At 63.4% G+C, this 16,741-nt stretch carries 11 protein-coding genes, 1 tRNA gene and 1 pseudogene; 6 read left to right on the top strand and 7 right to left on the bottom strand.

The features are described from left to right. The first annotated feature begins 12 nt into the window (after positions 1-12). The 3 genes from ACZ0BA_RS11025 to agaR all read left to right on the top strand — a co-directional run bounded on the left by ACZ0BA_RS11025 (position 13) and on the right by agaR (position 4,203). Positions 13-1,092 carry an amidohydrolase family protein gene (locus ACZ0BA_RS11025; protein ID WP_463451323.1) on the top strand — a complete coding sequence of 360 codons (1,080 nt, stop codon included), beginning with the start codon at positions 13-15 and terminating at the stop codon, positions 1,090-1,092. A gap of 14 nt (positions 1,093-1,106) precedes the next feature. Further along, positions 1,107-3,311, top strand: a complete 2,205-nt coding sequence (locus ACZ0BA_RS11020) for a glycoside hydrolase family 36 protein (protein ID WP_463451322.1) — start codon at positions 1,107-1,109, stop codon at positions 3,309-3,311. A 124-nt stretch (positions 3,312-3,435) separates the two neighbouring features. Then, on the top strand, positions 3,436-4,203 hold the full coding sequence (agaR, locus tag ACZ0BA_RS11015) for a transcriptional repressor AgaR (protein WP_463451321.1): 768 nt from the start codon (positions 3,436-3,438) through the stop codon (positions 4,201-4,203). Positions 4,204-4,365: 162 nt separating this feature from the next. On the opposite strand, the gene ACZ0BA_RS11010 is transcribed toward agaR, so the two are convergent. Beyond that, entirely contained in the window at positions 4,366-7,209 is a 2,844-nt protein-coding gene (locus tag ACZ0BA_RS11010) for a TonB-dependent receptor (RefSeq protein ID WP_463451320.1), read from the bottom strand. A 1,021-nt stretch (positions 7,210-8,230) separates the two neighbouring features. Here ACZ0BA_RS11010 and ACZ0BA_RS11005 point away from each other — a divergent pair. Continuing rightward, a complete protein-coding gene (locus ACZ0BA_RS11005; RefSeq protein ID WP_463451319.1) occupies positions 8,231-8,446 on the top strand; it encodes a hypothetical protein in 216 nt (71 codons plus the stop codon). An 81-nt stretch (positions 8,447-8,527) separates the two neighbouring features. On the opposite strand, the gene ACZ0BA_RS11000 is transcribed toward ACZ0BA_RS11005, so the two are convergent. From ACZ0BA_RS11000 to ACZ0BA_RS10975, 6 genes and pseudogenes are all read right to left on the bottom strand, one after another. Next, entirely contained in the window at positions 8,528-8,821 is a 294-nt protein-coding gene (locus tag ACZ0BA_RS11000; RefSeq protein ID WP_463451318.1) for a zinc-binding dehydrogenase, read from the bottom strand. Between the two features lie 133 nt (positions 8,822-8,954). Further along, positions 8,955-9,011, bottom strand: a pseudogene (locus tag ACZ0BA_RS10995) (hypothetical protein); the annotation flags it as partial. A gap of 197 nt (positions 9,012-9,208) precedes the next feature. After that, a tRNA-Leu gene (locus tag ACZ0BA_RS10990) sits at positions 9,209-9,293 on the bottom strand. A gap of 63 nt (positions 9,294-9,356) precedes the next feature. Next, positions 9,357-10,103: a DUF4386 domain-containing protein gene (locus ACZ0BA_RS10985; protein WP_463451317.1), complete on the bottom strand. Its 747-nt coding sequence runs from the start codon at positions 10,101-10,103 to the stop codon at positions 9,357-9,359. A gap of 108 nt (positions 10,104-10,211) precedes the next feature. Then, a complete protein-coding gene (locus ACZ0BA_RS10980) occupies positions 10,212-11,876 on the bottom strand; it encodes a phytase (RefSeq protein WP_463451316.1) in 1,665 nt (554 codons plus the stop codon). 2 nt (positions 11,877-11,878) lie between these two features. Further along, positions 11,879-14,461, bottom strand: coding sequence for a TonB-dependent receptor (locus ACZ0BA_RS10975; protein WP_463451315.1), 2,583 nt, complete (start codon positions 14,459-14,461; stop codon positions 11,879-11,881). Between the two features lie 356 nt (positions 14,462-14,817). On the opposite strand from ACZ0BA_RS10975, the gene ACZ0BA_RS10970 reads away from it, so the two are divergent. Continuing rightward, positions 14,818-15,696 carry a GGDEF domain-containing protein gene (locus tag ACZ0BA_RS10970; RefSeq protein ID WP_463451313.1) on the top strand — a complete coding sequence of 293 codons (879 nt, stop codon included), beginning with the start codon at positions 14,818-14,820 and terminating at the stop codon, positions 15,694-15,696. After that, complete coding sequence (locus tag ACZ0BA_RS10965; protein ID WP_463451312.1) at positions 15,693-16,739, top strand: AraC family transcriptional regulator; 1,047 nt, start codon at positions 15,693-15,695, stop codon at positions 16,737-16,739. Before ACZ0BA_RS10970 ends, ACZ0BA_RS10965 begins: the two co-directional genes overlap by 4 nt. Positions 16,740-16,741: the final 2 nt, after the last annotated feature.

Genomic DNA, 16,741 nt, shown 5'->3' with positions numbered 1-16,741 from the left:
AAGGAGATTTCTATGCGTTGGACCCTGATATCGACGATTGCGGCGGCCCTGATCGCCGGACCGTGCGCCGCTTCCGACCGCTACACCGTGGGCGATTTCGAGAAGGTGCCGAAGATCGACGCCCACCTGCATTTGCATGGAACGAATCAGGATGCCTGGCTGGCGTTGGCGCGCAAGGATAATTTCCGCGCGCTGACCATCAACGTCGATTATCCGGATTTCCCGCCGCTGGACCGGCAACGCAAGGTCGCCAGCGCGCTGGCGCACCAGCATCCGGGCCAGGTTGCCTGGGCCGCGACTTTTGCCACCGACGGCTTCGACAAGAAGGGCTGGAGCGAGGCTACGCTGAAAGACCTCGATGGCGCACTGGCGGACGGCGCGGTCGGCGTCAAGATCTGGAAGAATATCGGCATGAGCTTGCGCGACAGCCAAGGCAAGCTGGTGATGGTCGACGACCCGCGCTTCGCACCGGTGCTCGACGGCTTGACGCAACGCGGCGTGATGGTGCTGGGCCACCAGGGCGAGCCGCATAATTGCTGGCTGCCGGTCGCGCAGATGACGGTCAATAACGACCGCGAATACTTCAAGAATCATCCGGCCTATCACATGTTCCTGCATCCGGAAATGCCGAGCTATGAGCAGCAGATGGCCGCGCGCGACCGCATGCTGGCGCAGCATCCGAAGCTGCGTTTCACTGGCGTGCACCTGGCGTCGCTGGAATATGACGTGAGCCGGATCGGGCGTTTTCTGGACGCGCACCCCAGCGCAAAGCTCGACGTGGCCGCCCGCATCGGGCAGTTGCAGTACCAGTCGCAGCGCGACATTGAGAAGGTGCGCGCTTTCTTTACCAAATACCAGGACCGGCTGATGTATGGTTCCGATCTGGCGCAGTCGTCGGAGCAGGACGATGCGGCCTTTGTCGCCGACATGGACACAGTGTGGCGGCGCGACTGGCGCTACTTCGTCACCGGCGACAGTTTTACGGTGCCGGAACTGGATAAGCCGGTGCGCGGCCTGTCGCTACCGCGCGAAGTCGTCGACAAACTCTATCGCATCAACGCGGAAAAAGCCTATCCAGCGGCCTGGCACTAATACAAGGGAGACGAATGAACAAGCATCATGATCAGCGGCGCCGCACTTTGCTGCAGTGGCTCGCCGGGACGGCTGTGGCATCGACCGTGACATCTACCGTGGCCGGTGCAGCTGTCGTACCCGCCACCCAAGGAACCAAAAGCGCCCAGGGTAAGGATGTGGCGCGCATCGGCGACGCCGCCATGGCGCTGGAATTCGACGGCCAGTTGCAATGCCGCGTGGTGTCGCGGCTGGGTCCCCGGCCGGCGGCGGTGACGGCATTCGCGCCCAGCGAGCGCCTGCGGGTGGTGCGGGGCGCCAATGCCGCGGGCGGCCCGAGTGGCGCCGGCATCAACGCCGCCGTGGTTGCCGCCAGCGCCAACGCGGCCAATGCCGCCAATGGCCGCTGGATCGAGCGCTTTGCGTTGTCGTCGCAGGCGGCCGACCGCGTCGACGGCCCGCATGGTCCCGGCGTGCGGCATCGCCTGAGCGGCAAATCGGCGGAGGGCATCGAGAAAACCGTCACAGTCACTTTTTACGAACGTCAGCATGGCTTTGCCGTCGTGCGTGTGGCTTACCGTAACGCCGGCGACAAGCCGCTCACGGTTGCCGCCTGGTCCAACAGCGGCCATACGCTGCGGCCGTCGGCAGGTCGCAAGGCGGAATTCTGGACCTTCTCCGGCGCTTCGCACGCCGACCGGCGGGACTGGATACAACCGCTGGTGGCTGGTTTCGATCAACCCAATTTCATGGGCATGAACGCTTCGGACTACGGCAGCGGCACGCCGGCGGTCGACGTCTGGAACCGCGACTGCGGCCTGGCGGTGGGCCATCTCGACACGGTGCCAAGGCTCGTCTCGCTGCCAGTGCGCGCGGTGGCGGGCGGCGCCTCGCTGGCGGTGGAGTTCGAGACCGAGGCCACCTTGCAGCCGGGCGACACGCTGGAGACCATGGAGACCTTCTTGGCGCTGCACAAGGGCGACTACTTCGCCGCGCTGGACCAGTATCGCCAGGCGATGGCCGAGCGCGGCCTGCGCGCGCCGGATGCGCCGGCCGAATCGTATGAGCCAATCTGGTGCGCCTGGGGTTACGAGCGCGATTTCACCGTGCCGCTGATGGTCGGCACGCTGCAAAAAGCCAAGGAGCTTGGCCTCGAATGGGCCGTGCTGGACGACGGCTGGCAGAACAACGAAGGCGACTGGAAGCTCGACACCAAAAAATTCCCGAATGGCGACGCCGACATGCGCGGCCTGGTCGGCTCGATCAAGGACGCGGGCCTGAAGGCGCGGTTGTGGATTACGCCGCTGGCGGTCGATCCGGGCTCGGACCTGCTGCACGACCACACCGACATGCTGTTGCTGAACAAAGACGGCGCGCCGCAGCTGATCACGTGGTGGAACAGTTTCTACCTGTGCCCGGCCTACGAACCGACGATCGAAATGACGCGTCAGTGGATACGCAAGATTTTCGGCGAGTGGGGCTATCAGGGCCTGAAGATCGACGGCCAGCATCTGAACGGCGTGGCGCCATGCTACAACCCGGCGCACAAGCACGCACGGCCCGAGGAATCCTACGAGAAACTGCAGGACTTCTGGAAAATGGTGTACGACACCGCGCGCGAGATCAATCCCAATGCGGTGGTCGAGCTGTGCCCGTGCGGCACATCGTATGCATTCCACAATTTCCCGTACATGAACCAGGCGCCGGCGTCCGATCCGTTGTCGTCGTGGCAGATCCGCCACAAGGGCAAGACGCTGAAGGCGCTGATGGGCCGCTCCGCGCCTTACGCCGGCGACCACGTCGAATTGAGCGATGGCGGCGACGATTTCGCCTCGACCATCGGCATCGGCGCGGTGTTGTCGACCAAATTCACATGGCCGGTCGATCCGAAGCCCAAGGACAGCTTTTTGCTGACGCCGGAGCGCGAAGTGCGGTGGCGCAAATGGATCGGCATCTATCGCGACAAGATGCTGGCCAACGGCGTCTATCGCGGTGAGCTGTACGACATCGGTTTCGACAAGCCCGAGGGACACGCGGTGCAAAAAGATGGCCGGATGTACTTCGCTTTCTATGCGCCACGCTGGGATGGTCCGGTCGACATCCGCGGCCTCGGCCCGGGCCGCTGGCGCTTGCGCGATTACGTCGACGGCAAGGATCTTGGCGAGGTGGACGGCGGCCGGTCCCAGCGTCTCACGCTGCGTTTCGAGCATGCGCTGCTGCTGGAGGCGCTGCCGCTGTAACCGCTGGCAGACTCCGTGGCTGCTGGTGGTTTGCTTGCCAGACGTCACGGAGAACGGGCTGTGGCTGGCCGGGCCCTGCCCAGATCTGTTAAGCTGTTGTTTTGTCAAAACTAATCGCCCAACTATGGCACAGACCGGTCAACGCCGCGCTATCATCCTGCAAGCACTCACCGAGCACGGCTCGGTGCAAGTCAACGAACTTGTCAAACAGTTGCGCGTCTCGGCAGTGACTATCCGTAGCGATCTGAGCGCGCTCGAGGCGCAGGGCCTGGCCATCCGCAGCCACGGCGGCGCCATGCCGGCGCGCACGCCGCCAACCGAGCACACGGTGCCGCAGAAAGACGCGATCAACCACGACCAGAAAGAGCGCATCGGCGCGCTGGCCGCGCGCATGGTCAAGCCTGGCGAAAACGTCATTATCGATTCCGGCACCACCACCATCTCGCTGGCGCGCCACCTCCGCAACGCCCAGAATGTGACCGTGATGACCAATGGCCTGAACATTGCCTGGGAACTGGCCGAGGCGCCCGGCGTCGACCTGATCCTGACGGGCGGCTTGCTGCGCAAGCAATCGCTGTCGATCCAGGGGCTGCAAGCGGAAGCCTGCCTGCAGGCCTATAACTTCGACAAGCTGTTCCTCGGCGTCGACGGTTTCGATCTGCAGTTTGGCGTGACCACCCACCACGAGGCGGAGGCCAGTTTGAACCACAAAATGGTCGAGCGCGCCAAGAAGGTCATTGTCCTTGCCGATGCGTCGAAGTTCGGTTGTGTCAGCCTTCACCGCATCGTTCAGCTGAACCGCGTGCATACCGTCATCACCGACGCCGGTATCAGCCGCGAATATCGCGAAGGCCTGCTCGACGCCGGCATCGAGCTCCTTATCGCAGAGTGAGCAACCGCAGGGCTCCCCTGCGACTTCCAGACAAAAAAAACCGCCCCACAGAACAGGACGGTAAAGGAGAGGACAAAAGGTCGCGGCGGGACTGCCGGTTGCGGTCGTTCAGGCGGGCCGCCCTCAAGCAGCCCAGCCTTGCACAGGGTGACCCCTGCTGTATCAGAACTTCAGGCTTGCACCCAAGGTGATGGAACGACCGTAGCGATAGTAGCCGTTGGGCAGGCTGATGGTGCCGTTGCCCAGCTTTGGCGTCTGCTTGGCGTCGGTCAGGTTGTTGCCTTCGATACTGATCCGCAACGATTTGTTCACCTCGTAGGCCATCTGTGCCGTCAACCACGTCACCGCATTGGTCGTTTCGTTGAAGCCGGCGCCGAGCACGTTGGTGGCGGTGACGAACGAATCGGTATAGTCGGCCGTCGTGCTCATGCTCCATGGGCCCTTTTCGTACAGCAGGCCCAGCGAGGCTGTCGAAGGCGCGATGCCTTCCAGCGGACGCTCGACACCATTTACCCAGCTGCTCGACAGGTTGCGCGTGTACTGCGCACGCACGCCGAAGCCGTTCTTGAACAGGTGCTGCAAGCCGATCTCCATCCCGCGCGCCTTGGCGCTGTCGCCGTTGATGGGGCGCTGAACGTTGAACAGCCGGCCGCCCGGTGCGCCGATATCCTGGCCGGTCAGCCACAGAGTGGTGATCTGGTTCTTGATGTTCTTCTGGTAGACGGCGAAGGTGAGGGCGGAGTCCTTGGTGTAATACCACTCGAGCGAAACGTCGGCCTGGCGCGCGGTGTACGGCTTGAGCTCGGCATTGCCGCCATAGATTTGCGTGAAATCGCCCCAGGAGATGCTGGCGGTGGTGCTCGACGGCGCCAGTTTGTCCACCGACGGCCGCGCCATCGTCTTCGCGGCGCCGAGTCGCAGCTGCAGCGTGTCCGTAAGCGCATAGGTAAAGTTACCCGACGGCAGCGCGTAGGTGTAGCTGGCGTCCTGCTTCACGACGGACGGATCGGCGTAGACAGCCGTGAAGTTGAACGCGCCGTTCTCCACGATGTCGTTGATTTTCGCGTCCCAGGCCTGCGCTGTGGTCTTGGTGTTGACGATGCGCACACCGACGTCGGCCGTCCATTTTTCACCGGACAAGTCGGCCTGTACGAAGGCGGCGGTGGTCTTCTCGGTGACGCGATAGCTTTCCAGCGGATTCCACGCGGGCGCCGACAAGGTCGAGCTGTAGACGCCGCCGCCCGGACGCGGCTTGCCGTCGTAGGCCTTCAATGCCTGCGCGTAGTTATTGACGTCAAAGCCCAGGAAGCTGCGCGGGAAGTTGCCGCTCACGCCAGACAGGAAGCCATCCGGGCTGAACGTCTGGTTGATCACATTGCCGCCCAGGGCGCCGACGTTGATGGCGTTTTCGCCGGAATAGTGATCCTGGCCGGCGTTGAAGGCGTTGTTGATCATCTCGCGCGTCTTCTTGCGGTTGGTCTGGCTCAGGCCGAACTTCAGCTGGTCTATATTGAAGCGGTCCTGTTTCCATTCGGCGTTGATGGTTGCGCCGCCGATGCGGTCGTCGATGTTGTCGCCGGCCCGGCTGTAGTAGTGGGTGTTGAAGTCGCTGGCGTTGAACAGGCCCTGGGACAGGCCGGTTTGCAGGTCGCGGCCGTCTGCGAAGGTGGTCTGGATGTCGGGCACGGCGGCGCCGGTGAGCTTGATGCGCGTCACGTTGGGCTGATTCATCCGCAGCACGACGTAGCTGTCCTTGCCGCCGGAGTTGCGCTTGGAGGTGGACAGGTAAAAGTCGCTGCCCACTTTCAACGTCGGCGAGATTTGCCAGTCCGCTTTGGCGCCGTACATCGCGGTATCGACCACGCGGTACTCGGTCTTGTTGAGGACCTCGGGATTGAGCCGCAGTTCCGGATCCGCGCTGGACAACGTTACGTCTGTTACGACCCCGTTCGAGACCTTCATGTCGGACCAGCGGCCCGGCGAGTACAGCGGGTAGAACGACATCTGGTAGCCGACTTGCGGCGAGTCGAGCCGGGTTTTGAAACCGTCGAAGACGACTTTCACGTCGCTGCTCGGCCGCCACTCGACCTTGCCCGAGACCGCCAGGCGTTCTTTTTTCTCCATGATCGAGCCGAAGCGGAACTGCCCCGGCCCGACCAGACCTTCTTCGTTGGCGTCGAGTATGCCGTTGCCGTTTGGATCGATAGGGCCGCCCCAGGTGTTTCCCGCTTCCCAGAACTGCTTCGGATCGCTTGGAATCGGGTTGCGCGACCAGCCGCCATCGTTGCCGGCGGTGTCGGTGCGCACATCGCGCTTGGCGTAGACGACACCGAGCAGCACGCCGACTTTGTCCCCGAAGGTATTGCTGTACGTGCCCGACAGCTTCTTGCCGTTCAGGCTGCTCATTTGATTGCGGTCGCCCTCCAGGCGCAGCAGCCCGCGCTGGCCTTTCTGGTCGAACGGGCTGGCGGAGCGCAGGTTGACCAGGCCGCCGATGGCGCCTTCGATCAACTGCGCCTGCGTCGACTTGACCACGTCGGCGCCGCTGATGACGTCTGCCGGCAATACGTCAAACGCGAAGTAGCGGCCCGCGCTGTCGGTTCCGAGCAGGCGGCCGTTGAAGGTGGTGATCGTGTACTCGGGGCCCAGGCCGCGGATGCTGACCTTCTGGCCTTCGCCGCCGGCGGTGCGGGTGATCGAGACACCGGTGATGTGGCTAAGCGAGTCGGCGACGTTATTGTCGGGGAAACGGCCGAGCTCGGTCGCGCTGATGCTGTCCTGCACGACTGCGGAGTTGCGCTTGAGCGCCAAAGACTGCTGCAGGCTGGCGCGGTTGCCGGTCACGACGACCTGGGACACCTTGTCGGCATCGGGCGCGGCAGCGTCCTCTTGGGCCTGCGCTGGCGCAGCGAGTGTGGCCAATGCAAGCAAGCAGGCAGAAGTGAGCGGATGCAGCACCAGATTAGGATGACCGTTGGCGTGCGAACGGCGATGCAGGTAAGTCATTAAACGGTTCCTTTTTAGGTTGTTGGAGTAGCGCAGGCGAATGCTGGTGAACCCTAAGGCTGTCCGTTTGCGACCATCGGTCCCATAAGAGGGGACCGGCTCGCTGGCGTGAGTCTTACCGGCAATTTCGCTCGATTTCGTATGACAACTTACCTAATCCTCGAAAGGCCATGGTTTCGAAATTTCGAAAGCCTTCAAAAAAACACTTAAGGATGAGGCGTTATGAAGTCTATATCGAAACCCGTTGCGCTTCACAATATCTTTCGTTTTTCCGATTTACCTGTTGTATTTTTGCAATTCGTTAGTAAAGCTTTCGTTCGAAAGCTTGTGCGTACTCATGGATACCTTTCTCGAGGCGTTCATGAGGTTCCGCTCTTCGTTATGGAGTGCCGCGCGCCGGGTTACTTCTGGCTATGAAGGAGGGATTTATGCGATGGGGGAAATCGAGACATGCCAAGGAACAGGGGACGGGTCAGGGCGACGGGAATATCGATGACGACGGTGCAGCGATTTATGATATGACGTCAGCAGAATTATTGTTGTTCTGTTGTGCACCTGGGCCCGCATCGGCGGGCAAGAGTGAGGGGGGCCAAAAGTCGCGCAACGGCGCGTTCGTTTGATTTAACGCAAACCCGGCAACTGCCGCGGGGCAGTATGTTGGCGTTATGGAACCAATACCCGACATCAAATTTCCTCGTAGACTCAGACGGCGGCGCGACTCGCTCACAGCATCTCGCGTCGACGTCGGGGTCGTTTTCCTGCATATGCTCGGTCCCCACGACGCGCGCGAATATTTCCAGCGATACCAAGTCCCTGAGCATGTTCTGGAGAGGTTGCTGCGAAATCCGACAAATCGCCGTCCACGCTGATTCGCTTGGGGCACCGCTCGATTCTATTCTGGACAGATGTGACCGACTTGCAACACCTACACCAACTGGGCGCTCAACAAAAATTATTGTCCATATAATTTCTTTTCGTGGGCGATCGTGCCGGACACATTTCTTCAAATTTTAGGTCAGCGATGGGCAACAAAATCATTGGAATTTTTGCGGAAATCCGTATCGAAGCCGAGACGGAGGCTGCGGCCCTGGCATTGGCGTCCAAACAATCCATTGCGCCAAGCCGCTGCAGATGGCGTCCACACCGTACTCGTCCCGGCGGCGTGCTATACGTCGGCGGGCAGATTTACGTCGATGGCAAGCACGAGCAGTTTTCCTTTCGTAATCCCGCAGAGTAGCGCGACTGGCTGAGATCCAGATACAGCCGCTTGCCGTGACCGACATCGATGGGCTGCCAGAGTTTTCTGGATAGTAAACGTCTAAAAGACAAGGACGCTTTTGCCACGGACATGACGGCCCAGGATCGTCTCGTAGGCTTTGCTTGCTTCCTCGAACGGGTATGACTCGCTGACATGCCAGGTGAGATTGCCGGAGGACAGCAGTGAGACGACGTGCTCGACTACCTCGGGATTGCGACGCCGCCAGATTTGCGTGACGCATGGCGCCGGCCCCTCCGTGAACCAGCAGCGATGAGATGGGACCGAGGTCTTCGAGTATCGTGACCGCGGTCTGGGCGACGCCCGCGAGCGATCCGGCAGCCTCCCAGGTGACATTGGCCGGTTTTTTCACCAGGTTGGCGACAGGAACATGAATCAAGGTGGCATGGGTAAAATCGCCACCCGAACCAAGTACCTCGTCGCCGACTTTCCAGGGCCCGGCGGCGCTGCCGAGCTCGACGATTGTGCCAGCGAATTCGGTGCCGAAGAACAGTGGAGGTGTCCCGATCCGTAACTCGCCGGTCAGGCGCCGCGCGTCGACGGGATTGATGCCTGCGGCTTTGACTTTGATCAGTGCAGCGTGGCTGTGCTGATGTCGCTGCTCGATAAACTCTCCAACAATCTGGCGCGGTGACGTTGCGTCGAGGTCGCGGCCTGCTGGCGCAATAGCATAGCGGAAATGAGAGGGAAAACGGACAATTATGGAATTGCGGAAAGTAGGCGTGGTGCTCCGAGCCGGAATCGAACCGGCACGCCTTGCGGCGGGAGATTTTAAGTCTCCAGTGTCTACCAATTTCACCATCGGAGCAGCACAGCCCAATATTATGCCATGAACATGACATAACTGCCATCCCGGCGATAGGGCGCCGGATCAGCCGGCCGGCAATTGGCCCTCGACACGGCGCCGCCATGCCGGCACGTCGACGCCCTTGATCAGCAGGTACAAGCAGAAAGCGCTCTCGCCGATGAACGGCGGCAGCAAGATAAGCGGGAACAGCACGTCCTGCAAAGGCGGGTACAAGATCATGGCGAAACTGTTGGCCAGGTAGCAGACGCCGGCCAATTGCATCAGCCAGCCGATGGCCTTGGGGAAGTAGCCGGATTGGCGGATCAGGTGGCCGACGATCAGGCACTCGACGCCGAAAAAGATTAATGCCAATCCGAACGCGTGCGCGTGGGCGATGACCGATTGATAGGCGAGCAGGTGCAGCTGCTGAGGATCGATCACCTTCAGATAGGCCGAGCCGGACAAGGGCGTCAGCACCGCGTGCAGGTGGAGCGCGCCGACGCTTTCAACCGCCAGCGAGACCAGGCCGAAAAAGGCCACCGCCTGGGCGAGGTGCTGGTTGACGGGGCGCAGCAGTATGTACCAGAGCAGGGTGAGGCCGACGGCGCACAGCAGCAGCAGGTCCTGGGCGCCGACGCCGAGTCGCCAGAGCCATTCGGCGGCGAGGATGCTGCGGGCGGTCGCTTCGGGGTCGCCGGAGACCACCAAGTTGCCACGGATGACTGATTCACCGAGCACGCCGATAACGATGATGATCAGGTACAGCAAGCCGGCAAGGCGGGCGCAGGCTTTTATATTGATGGGGTGAACTGGCTGGCGGTATTCCGGCATCTTGTCTCCTGTGGATGGACGGGGCCGGCCGTTTTAAAGCCGGCCCCGCGATCGTGACAAGATTATCATGTTGTCATGAGATGCCGCTAATAAATTTTACGCGCCGGCCTAGTCCAGCTTGAGCGCCTTGGCGACGTCGTCCCAGGCGACGTACTTGAAGTTTTGCGGGCCATCCGGCAGCCGCTTGTAGCCATCCTGGATCACCAGCATGCCTTTCGCGTACGGCCCGCCGAAGTTGGCCGAGCTCACTTCCAGCCCGTCCGTCTCCGAGGTGCCGTCGATGCCGGCGGCCAGGTTGTAGCCGACCCGGAAGCTGCCACGCACGCGGTAGGGCGCCTTGGCGTCAAGCACCAGGTAGCTGTTGTCGCCCTGGCTGGAGACGACGAGGTAGTCGCCTTTGTCGCCGTGGTACAGGCCCATGCCTTCGACGTCGGCCACCAATTGCGGGCCGACGGGCATGATCATGGTGAGCTTGGCCGGCGCGTCGCCCCGCGCCGAGACCATCCAGACGCCGCGCTTTTCCTCGCCCAGGAACAGGCGATCATTGCGGTCGTCGACGACGCAGCCTTCCGGCTGGCTGGCGACCTTGAAGCGGCGCAGCAGCTTGCCCGCCATGCCTTTGCCGTCGGCGCCAGCTTCGATGCGGTATTGCAGGAAGCTGCCGTCCTTGTCGTTGATGAACGCTTCCAGGCCGCCGTCGGCCGGACGGTACAGGCACATGCCGTAGATATCCTCCAGCCCGGTGGCGAAGGCGCCGGCCGGCGCGACCTTGCCGTTGGCATCGATGGTGAACAGCATCACGCTGTTGTCGTCGCGCTGGGTGGCGACGGCGAGGTCGAGTGTGCGCCCGCCCACCGTGACGTCCTGGCGCACGTCGACGTTGTTCAAGCGGCCCACTTCCAGCAGTTGCAGCTGCTTGCCGTCGAGGTCGTACACCAGCAACCCCTGTTTCTTGTTGGTGCCCAGGATGCGCGCGCCGGCCGGGTCGGACGGGTTGCGCCAGATGGCGGGATCGTCGGCGGCGTCGCCCTGGCGCGCCACCGGTTCGGTTTGCGCGCGCGGCTCGACGATGGCCTTGGCGCCGGGCGCCGTTGGCGTCGCCGCCTTCCATGGCAGCAGTCGCACCTGACCTTTTTTGTAGGTGTCGCCGCGCGGCAGCAGTTTGCGGCCGGGTCCGCCCTCGGCATCGGCATCATAGGCCCACACGCCCATTTTTTCCTCGTTGACCAGCAGTTGATGCGTGGCGTCGTCGGCGCGGCAATGCTTGACGTGCGGCGGCAACGCCAACCTGCGCACCAGCTGGCGCTGGTCGCCGTGCATCAGCCATTGCTCGGCCTGGCCATCCTTGCCGATCATGAACAGATGGTCGATGCGCTGGGCGTCGCGGTACAGGCACGACGATTCGATGCCGAAAGGCGGTGCCGGGAACGGCTTTTGCGCCGCCAACGTGCCGGCCTTGAAGTCGACCAGGACCGGCAGCACGTGTTCGGCGTTGGCGTCGAGCACCACGGCCAGCACGCCATCGCCCAGCGTTTGCGGGCGCAGGTCGAGCTGCTTGGCGCGCACGGTCAGGTGCGCGCGCTCCTTGCCGGCAGCGTCGAGCAGATGCAGACCCTTCTTGTCGATGCTGAGCCAGCCGCCGTCGGGCAGGGCCGCCAGCTCGCTGGCGTTGGCGGCCAGGCCGGGCAGCGCGGCCGCCTGCGCGGTCTGTGCCAGCACGCCGCCCGCGACCAGCGCGCTGAAGAGAATACCGTTGAAGATGGTTGTTTTCATTATTAGAACATGCTCACTTTGAGGCTGACTTTATAGGTGCGTCCGTATTGTTCATATTGCGCGTTCTGCGCTTTGCTGCCCAGATAGACGTAGTATTTTTCGTTGTTCAGGTTGGCGGCCTCGAAGTTCAACTGCACCTGCTTGCTGAGCTGGTAAGACAGCGAGAAGTCGACCTGTTTCTGCGCGTCGACGATGCGGTCCTGGCCGGCGTCGAGGATGTCGTCGCCCATTTCCAGCAGGTACTTCGATTTATAGTTGAGCGCCACGCGGGTGCTCAGCGGGCCCTGTTCATAGCCCAGCATCAGGTTCAGCACGCGGTCCGATTGGCCCGGCATGTTGATGCTGCGCGATCGCGTGCGGCCGGCGTCGATGTCGTAGCGGGCGATGTTGGCGTCCGAGCTGGTCAGGCTGCCGTTGGCGCCGACGATCAGGCGGTTGAACGGCGCCGGCAACATGCGCAGCGGCTGGCTGTAGGCCAGTTCGATGCCCTTGACGGTGGCCTTGTCGCCATTGGCGTACGACACAGCCGAGGTGTAGTCGGCCCACTGGCCGCTGCCGGCCAGGTTGGTGGTGTAGGTGAAGTTCTTGATGTCCTTGTGGAATACATAGGCCGACATGCTGCCGTCGTCGCCCAGCACGCGCTCGATGCCCAGGTCGAGGTTGGTCGACTTCAGCGGCGCCAGATCGGGGTTGCCGATGGTGGCCTCGGTGTCGCTGGCCAGGCTCACGCCCGGCGCCAGCTGGCTGAAGTTGGCGCGCACCACCGCATGGGTCCAGGCCGCGCGCACGCTGGTTTTTGCGTCGAGGTCGTAACGCGCCTGCAACGACGGCAGCCAGTTGGTGTACGAACGCCGGCGGTCGACCGGATCGAAGGATTCTTCTTCCTCGTTGACGCGCGATCCGGCCGCGTTGAACCTGGTGTGCTCGGCGCGTACGCCGGCCAGCAGGTGCCAGGCGTCGATGTCGACGCTGTTTTGCACGTAGGCGGCGTCGATGTCCTCATGGATGCGGTAGTCGTCGACGGTCGAGTCCACCAGCAGGCGGGCGTCGGAGCTCTTCAGTCCGGCCACCAGGCGGCGGATCGCTGCCGGATCGATGCCCTTGCCGATTCGGCCGAGTTTGTAATCGATGTCGTTGCCGGTGACGTAGTCGGCCAGCGCGGTGCTGGCGCCGCCGATCTGCTTGCTGCTGTACGACCACGCCTCGGTGTCGTTGGATTTTTCGCGGCGGCCGGCCTTGGCGCCGAACTTGAGTGTCGAGCTGCCTTCACCGAGGTCGAACTTGTGGCTCAGGTCGAAGCGCACGTGGTGTTCCTTGTCGGTGGCGTCGCCCTGTTTGAGCGCGATCGAGTTCAGCTTGTAGTTGGCGTCCTCGTACAGGCCGGCCGGGCCGGTCAGGCGCGGGATGTCGGTGCCGGTGAAGCCGACGCCTGCGAAGTCCTTGGCGCCACGGAAGCGGGCGTCGTTGATCGACTCGGGCGCCTCGTCGGTGGCGCGGCTGATGCCGCCGGACAGGTCGAGCTTCCAGCCGCTCCATTTTTGTTCGGTGCCCAGCACCACCGAACTGATGGTCTGCGTGTACTTGCGCTGGCGCAGGCGGCGTTCGCCGCGTGCGCTGGCGGTCTGGCCTTCGACCAGGCCGTCGCCGGCAATGTTGCTGATGGTCAGGCGGTCGCGCACCTCGTCGTCGCTGAAGTCGCTGATGAAGCTGCGCACGAAGTACTTGCTCAGGTTGTCCGCGTGGTAGTCGAGGTTGAGGGCGGCCGCGCGGCGCTTGCGCGTGGGCAGGTAGTCGCGCAGCTCGACGCCGGTCAGCTTGCCGTCTTCCCAGGCGCCGCCGGTTTCGACGTTGTCGGAACCGAATTCACGCTTCTCGTAGCTGATGCCACCCGCAACGCCAAGTTTGCCGTTCAGGAAGCGGTCGGCAAACAGGATGCTGCCGTTGGGGCTGGTCCTGCCGATGTTCTGGTCGCGGCTGGCGCCGACGGTGGCCGACAGCAGCTTGCCCGGCAGATCGAAGGCCGACAGCGTTTTGACTTCGACGGTGCCGCCGAGGGAGTTGGCGTCCTGGTCCGGCGTCAGCGTCTTGCTGACCGACAGCGAGCGGATCAGGCCCGCCGGCAGCACGTCCAGCGCCACCGCGCGTCGGCCGGATTCGGGCGACGGCACCAAGGCGCCGTTGATGGTGACAGAATTCAGGTCCGGGCCGAGGCCGCGCACGCTGACGTAGCGGCCTTCGCCCTGGTCGCGCTGCACCGACAGGCCCGGCAGGCGCGCCAGCGCTTCGGCGGCGTTCTTGTCCGGCAGGCCGCCGATGTCGTCGCTGCTGATGACACTAACGATGTTGTCGGCCTGCTCCTGGGCGGCGATGGCGTTGCGCAGGCTGGAGCGCTGGCCGGAGATCACCACGCTGTTGGCGCTGGCCGCGACGCTGGCGGCGGCGCCGTCGCCGGTCTGGCCGGTTTGCGCGTTGGCATGCGACTGCGCGGCCAGCATGGTCAGCACAGCAAGGCTGAGCACGGAAAGGCGGCAGCCGTGACCTTGCTGCGTGGGCTGTTTGGACGATTTATATTGTGTGGTGTTCATTTGGTGCCGTCATGAGTAGGTGGGGGACGGGCGGATTTTAAGTAGTCAATGTGTCAATTGCATGACACATGGCAGCGCCAGGCGGCCAAAAGCGCTTCCGCACGGCAAAATGCGGGCGACATGAGCTGGATTGACCCGGCAAACAGGCTGCCGTCGGCCCGGAACGGAGGAGTAGAGGGGCAAGGCCGCCGCGCGTCGTGCCGGGACGCGCGGCGGCCTTCCACCAATCGTGAGCCGTTTGCACCTGTTGTTGCGTTACCGCGCATTTCCCCGCGTCGCGGCCGGTGTCACGACCTTGTCATAAATCTCCACTATGCTGCGGCGGCACTACCGACGCCGCCACGATGAGCCCACCCATGCTGCAACTTCACCGTTCCACCCTGATCGCGGCCGGCCTGGCCCTGCTGGCCTGCCTGTTCCTGTACGCCAGCCTTGGCGTGGCTAAATCTTTCGACCACTGGAAATGGACCGACATCGTCAGCGAAGGCGGCACCGCCGTCATGGCCGGCAGCTGGGTATTATTTACCTTGAGCAGCCGTCCAGGCGGCCTGGTCACGCGCCTGCTGGCCGGCGGCCTGGCGTTGATCATGATCGGTTCCTTCGCCGACTGCTTGGACGAATTTTTTGCCATCAGCAAGGCAGCGCGATGGGATCACTGGCTGGAGGGCATGGTGCCGGTCGGCATGCTGGTGGTGACCATCGGCATGTATTACTGGCGGCATGAGCAGTTCCGCCTCAACGAGCACCTGCAAAAGCGCGAACGGCTGTTCCGCGATCACCGCGCCTTCGACCGCGTCACGCAACTGGCCAACGCCGATTATCTGCGTCGCCAGATCCGCCACGAACAGGCCCGGCAGCCAGGCCAACCCTGCGCGCTGGTGCTGCTGGACATCGACGGCTTCCACCGAATCAACCGCGAATTCGGCCAGTCTGAAGGCGACCGCGTGTTGCAGGCGGTCGGCCACATGCTGTTGCTCAACCTGCGCAACGAAGACCTGCTATGCCGCTATGCCGGCGACCGGTTTGCTTTGCTGCTGCCCGATACCACCGTGGAACAGGCCGCGTCGTTGGCGCGGCACTTGTCCGCCATGGTGGGCCAGATGCGTCACCATGCAAAAGGCGGGCAGGTGAGTATCAGCCTGCGCCACGCCTGTTCGAACGCGGACGCGCACGCGGCGCCGGACGTGGTGATGGCCGAGCTGAGCCGGGCCGTGTCGCAACCGGCGGCGGCATGATCGCCTACCGGCAAATCGGCGACAGTTTCATTCCGGCGCAGCACCAGCCGGCGTTGATACTCGACTACGCCCGCAGTCGCGAGCTCGACGAGCAAGGCGACAAGGCCCTGCGTGGCACCGGTCTGCGCGGATGGGAGATGCCGGACGCGGACATCGCGCTCAGTCCGGCGCAATACCTGCAGTTGCTGGAGAACGTGATGCGCGGGCTGGACAGCCCCGACACCAGCTTCATGCTGGGCCAGCAGATGCTGCCGGGACATTTCGGCGCGTTCAGCCACGCCTTGCTGCAGGCACAGAGCCTGCGGCAGGCGCTGCAGATACTGTGCGCCGGCGCCGTGCGTTTATGCCCGTTGCTGACGCCGCGATTGCGCGAGGAGGGCGGCCTGGCCGTGCTGTACTGGACCGACAGCTTCGGCGCGCCCAGCCAGTTGCCGGCGCTGGTGGAAATGCACATGACGGCGGTGACGGCGATGTGCCGCTGGCTGGCGGGTGAGCGCTTGCCGTGGCGCTACTGTCTGAATCGAAGCGCGCCGGCGCATGTCGAGCAGCACGAGGCGCACCTGGGTGCCGACCTGCGCTTCAACTGTCACCTGGACGCGATGCTGATCAATCCGGAGTGGCTCGATAAGCCGTGGCCGCGCGGTAACGCGATGGCGGCGTCGGTGGCGCTCGACAGCGCGGCGGCGGAGGCGGGCGCCGACAAGCTGGCGCTGGCGCCCAGCCTGCTGTCGGCGTTGTACGACCACTTGCTGGCCAACATCCGCCTCGGGCCGACCCTGGAGTTGAGCGCGGCCGCGTTCGGCGTAAGCCCGGCGACGCTGAAGCGCCACCTGGCGCGTCACGGCAGCCACTTCCAGGCCGAGCTGGACCAGGTGCGCGCGCATGTTGCCATCCATCTGTTCCAGGCGCGCGGCTACGACAACGAAGCGGTGGCCCAATACCTCGGCTTCCACGACGCCACCAACTTCCGCCGCTCATTCAAACGCTGGACCGGGCTGACCCCGAGCCTGTTGCGCGACGGCTTGCTCAGCGTGCCGCTTTAACG

This window comes from Duganella sp. AC917 (assembly GCF_979258245.1).
This window is presented reverse-complemented; position numbering and strand designations above follow the sequence as displayed.

What these genes read in the sequence shown, in the direction of transcription:
- ACZ0BA_RS11025 (WP_463451323.1), top strand. Translation starts at nt 13, where the DNA reads ATGCGTTGGACCCTGATATCGACGATTGCGGCGGCCCTGATCGCCGGA.
- ACZ0BA_RS11020 (WP_463451322.1), top strand. Translation starts at nt 1,107, where the DNA reads ATGAACAAGCATCATGATCAGCGGCGCCGCACTTTGCTGCAGTGGCTC.
- agaR (WP_463451321.1), top strand. Translation starts at nt 3,436, where the DNA reads ATGGCACAGACCGGTCAACGCCGCGCTATCATCCTGCAAGCACTCACC.
- ACZ0BA_RS11010 (WP_463451320.1), bottom strand. Translation starts at nt 7,209, where the DNA reads ATGACTTACCTGCATCGCCGTTCGCACGCCAACGGTCATCCTAATCTG.
- ACZ0BA_RS11005 (WP_463451319.1), top strand. Translation starts at nt 8,231, where the DNA reads ATGGGCAACAAAATCATTGGAATTTTTGCGGAAATCCGTATCGAAGCC.
- ACZ0BA_RS11000 (WP_463451318.1), bottom strand. Translation starts at nt 8,821, where the DNA reads ATGTCACCTGGGAGGCTGCCGGATCGCTCGCGGGCGTCGCCCAGACCG.
- ACZ0BA_RS10985 (WP_463451317.1), bottom strand. Translation starts at nt 10,103, where the DNA reads ATGCCGGAATACCGCCAGCCAGTTCACCCCATCAATATAAAAGCCTGC.
- ACZ0BA_RS10980 (WP_463451316.1), bottom strand. Translation starts at nt 11,876, where the DNA reads ATGAAAACAACCATCTTCAACGGTATTCTCTTCAGCGCGCTGGTCGCG.
- ACZ0BA_RS10975 (WP_463451315.1), bottom strand. Translation starts at nt 14,461, where the DNA reads ATGAACACCACACAATATAAATCGTCCAAACAGCCCACGCAGCAAGGT.
- ACZ0BA_RS10970 (WP_463451313.1), top strand. Translation starts at nt 14,818, where the DNA reads ATGCTGCAACTTCACCGTTCCACCCTGATCGCGGCCGGCCTGGCCCTG.
- ACZ0BA_RS10965 (WP_463451312.1), top strand. Translation starts at nt 15,693, where the DNA reads ATGATCGCCTACCGGCAAATCGGCGACAGTTTCATTCCGGCGCAGCAC.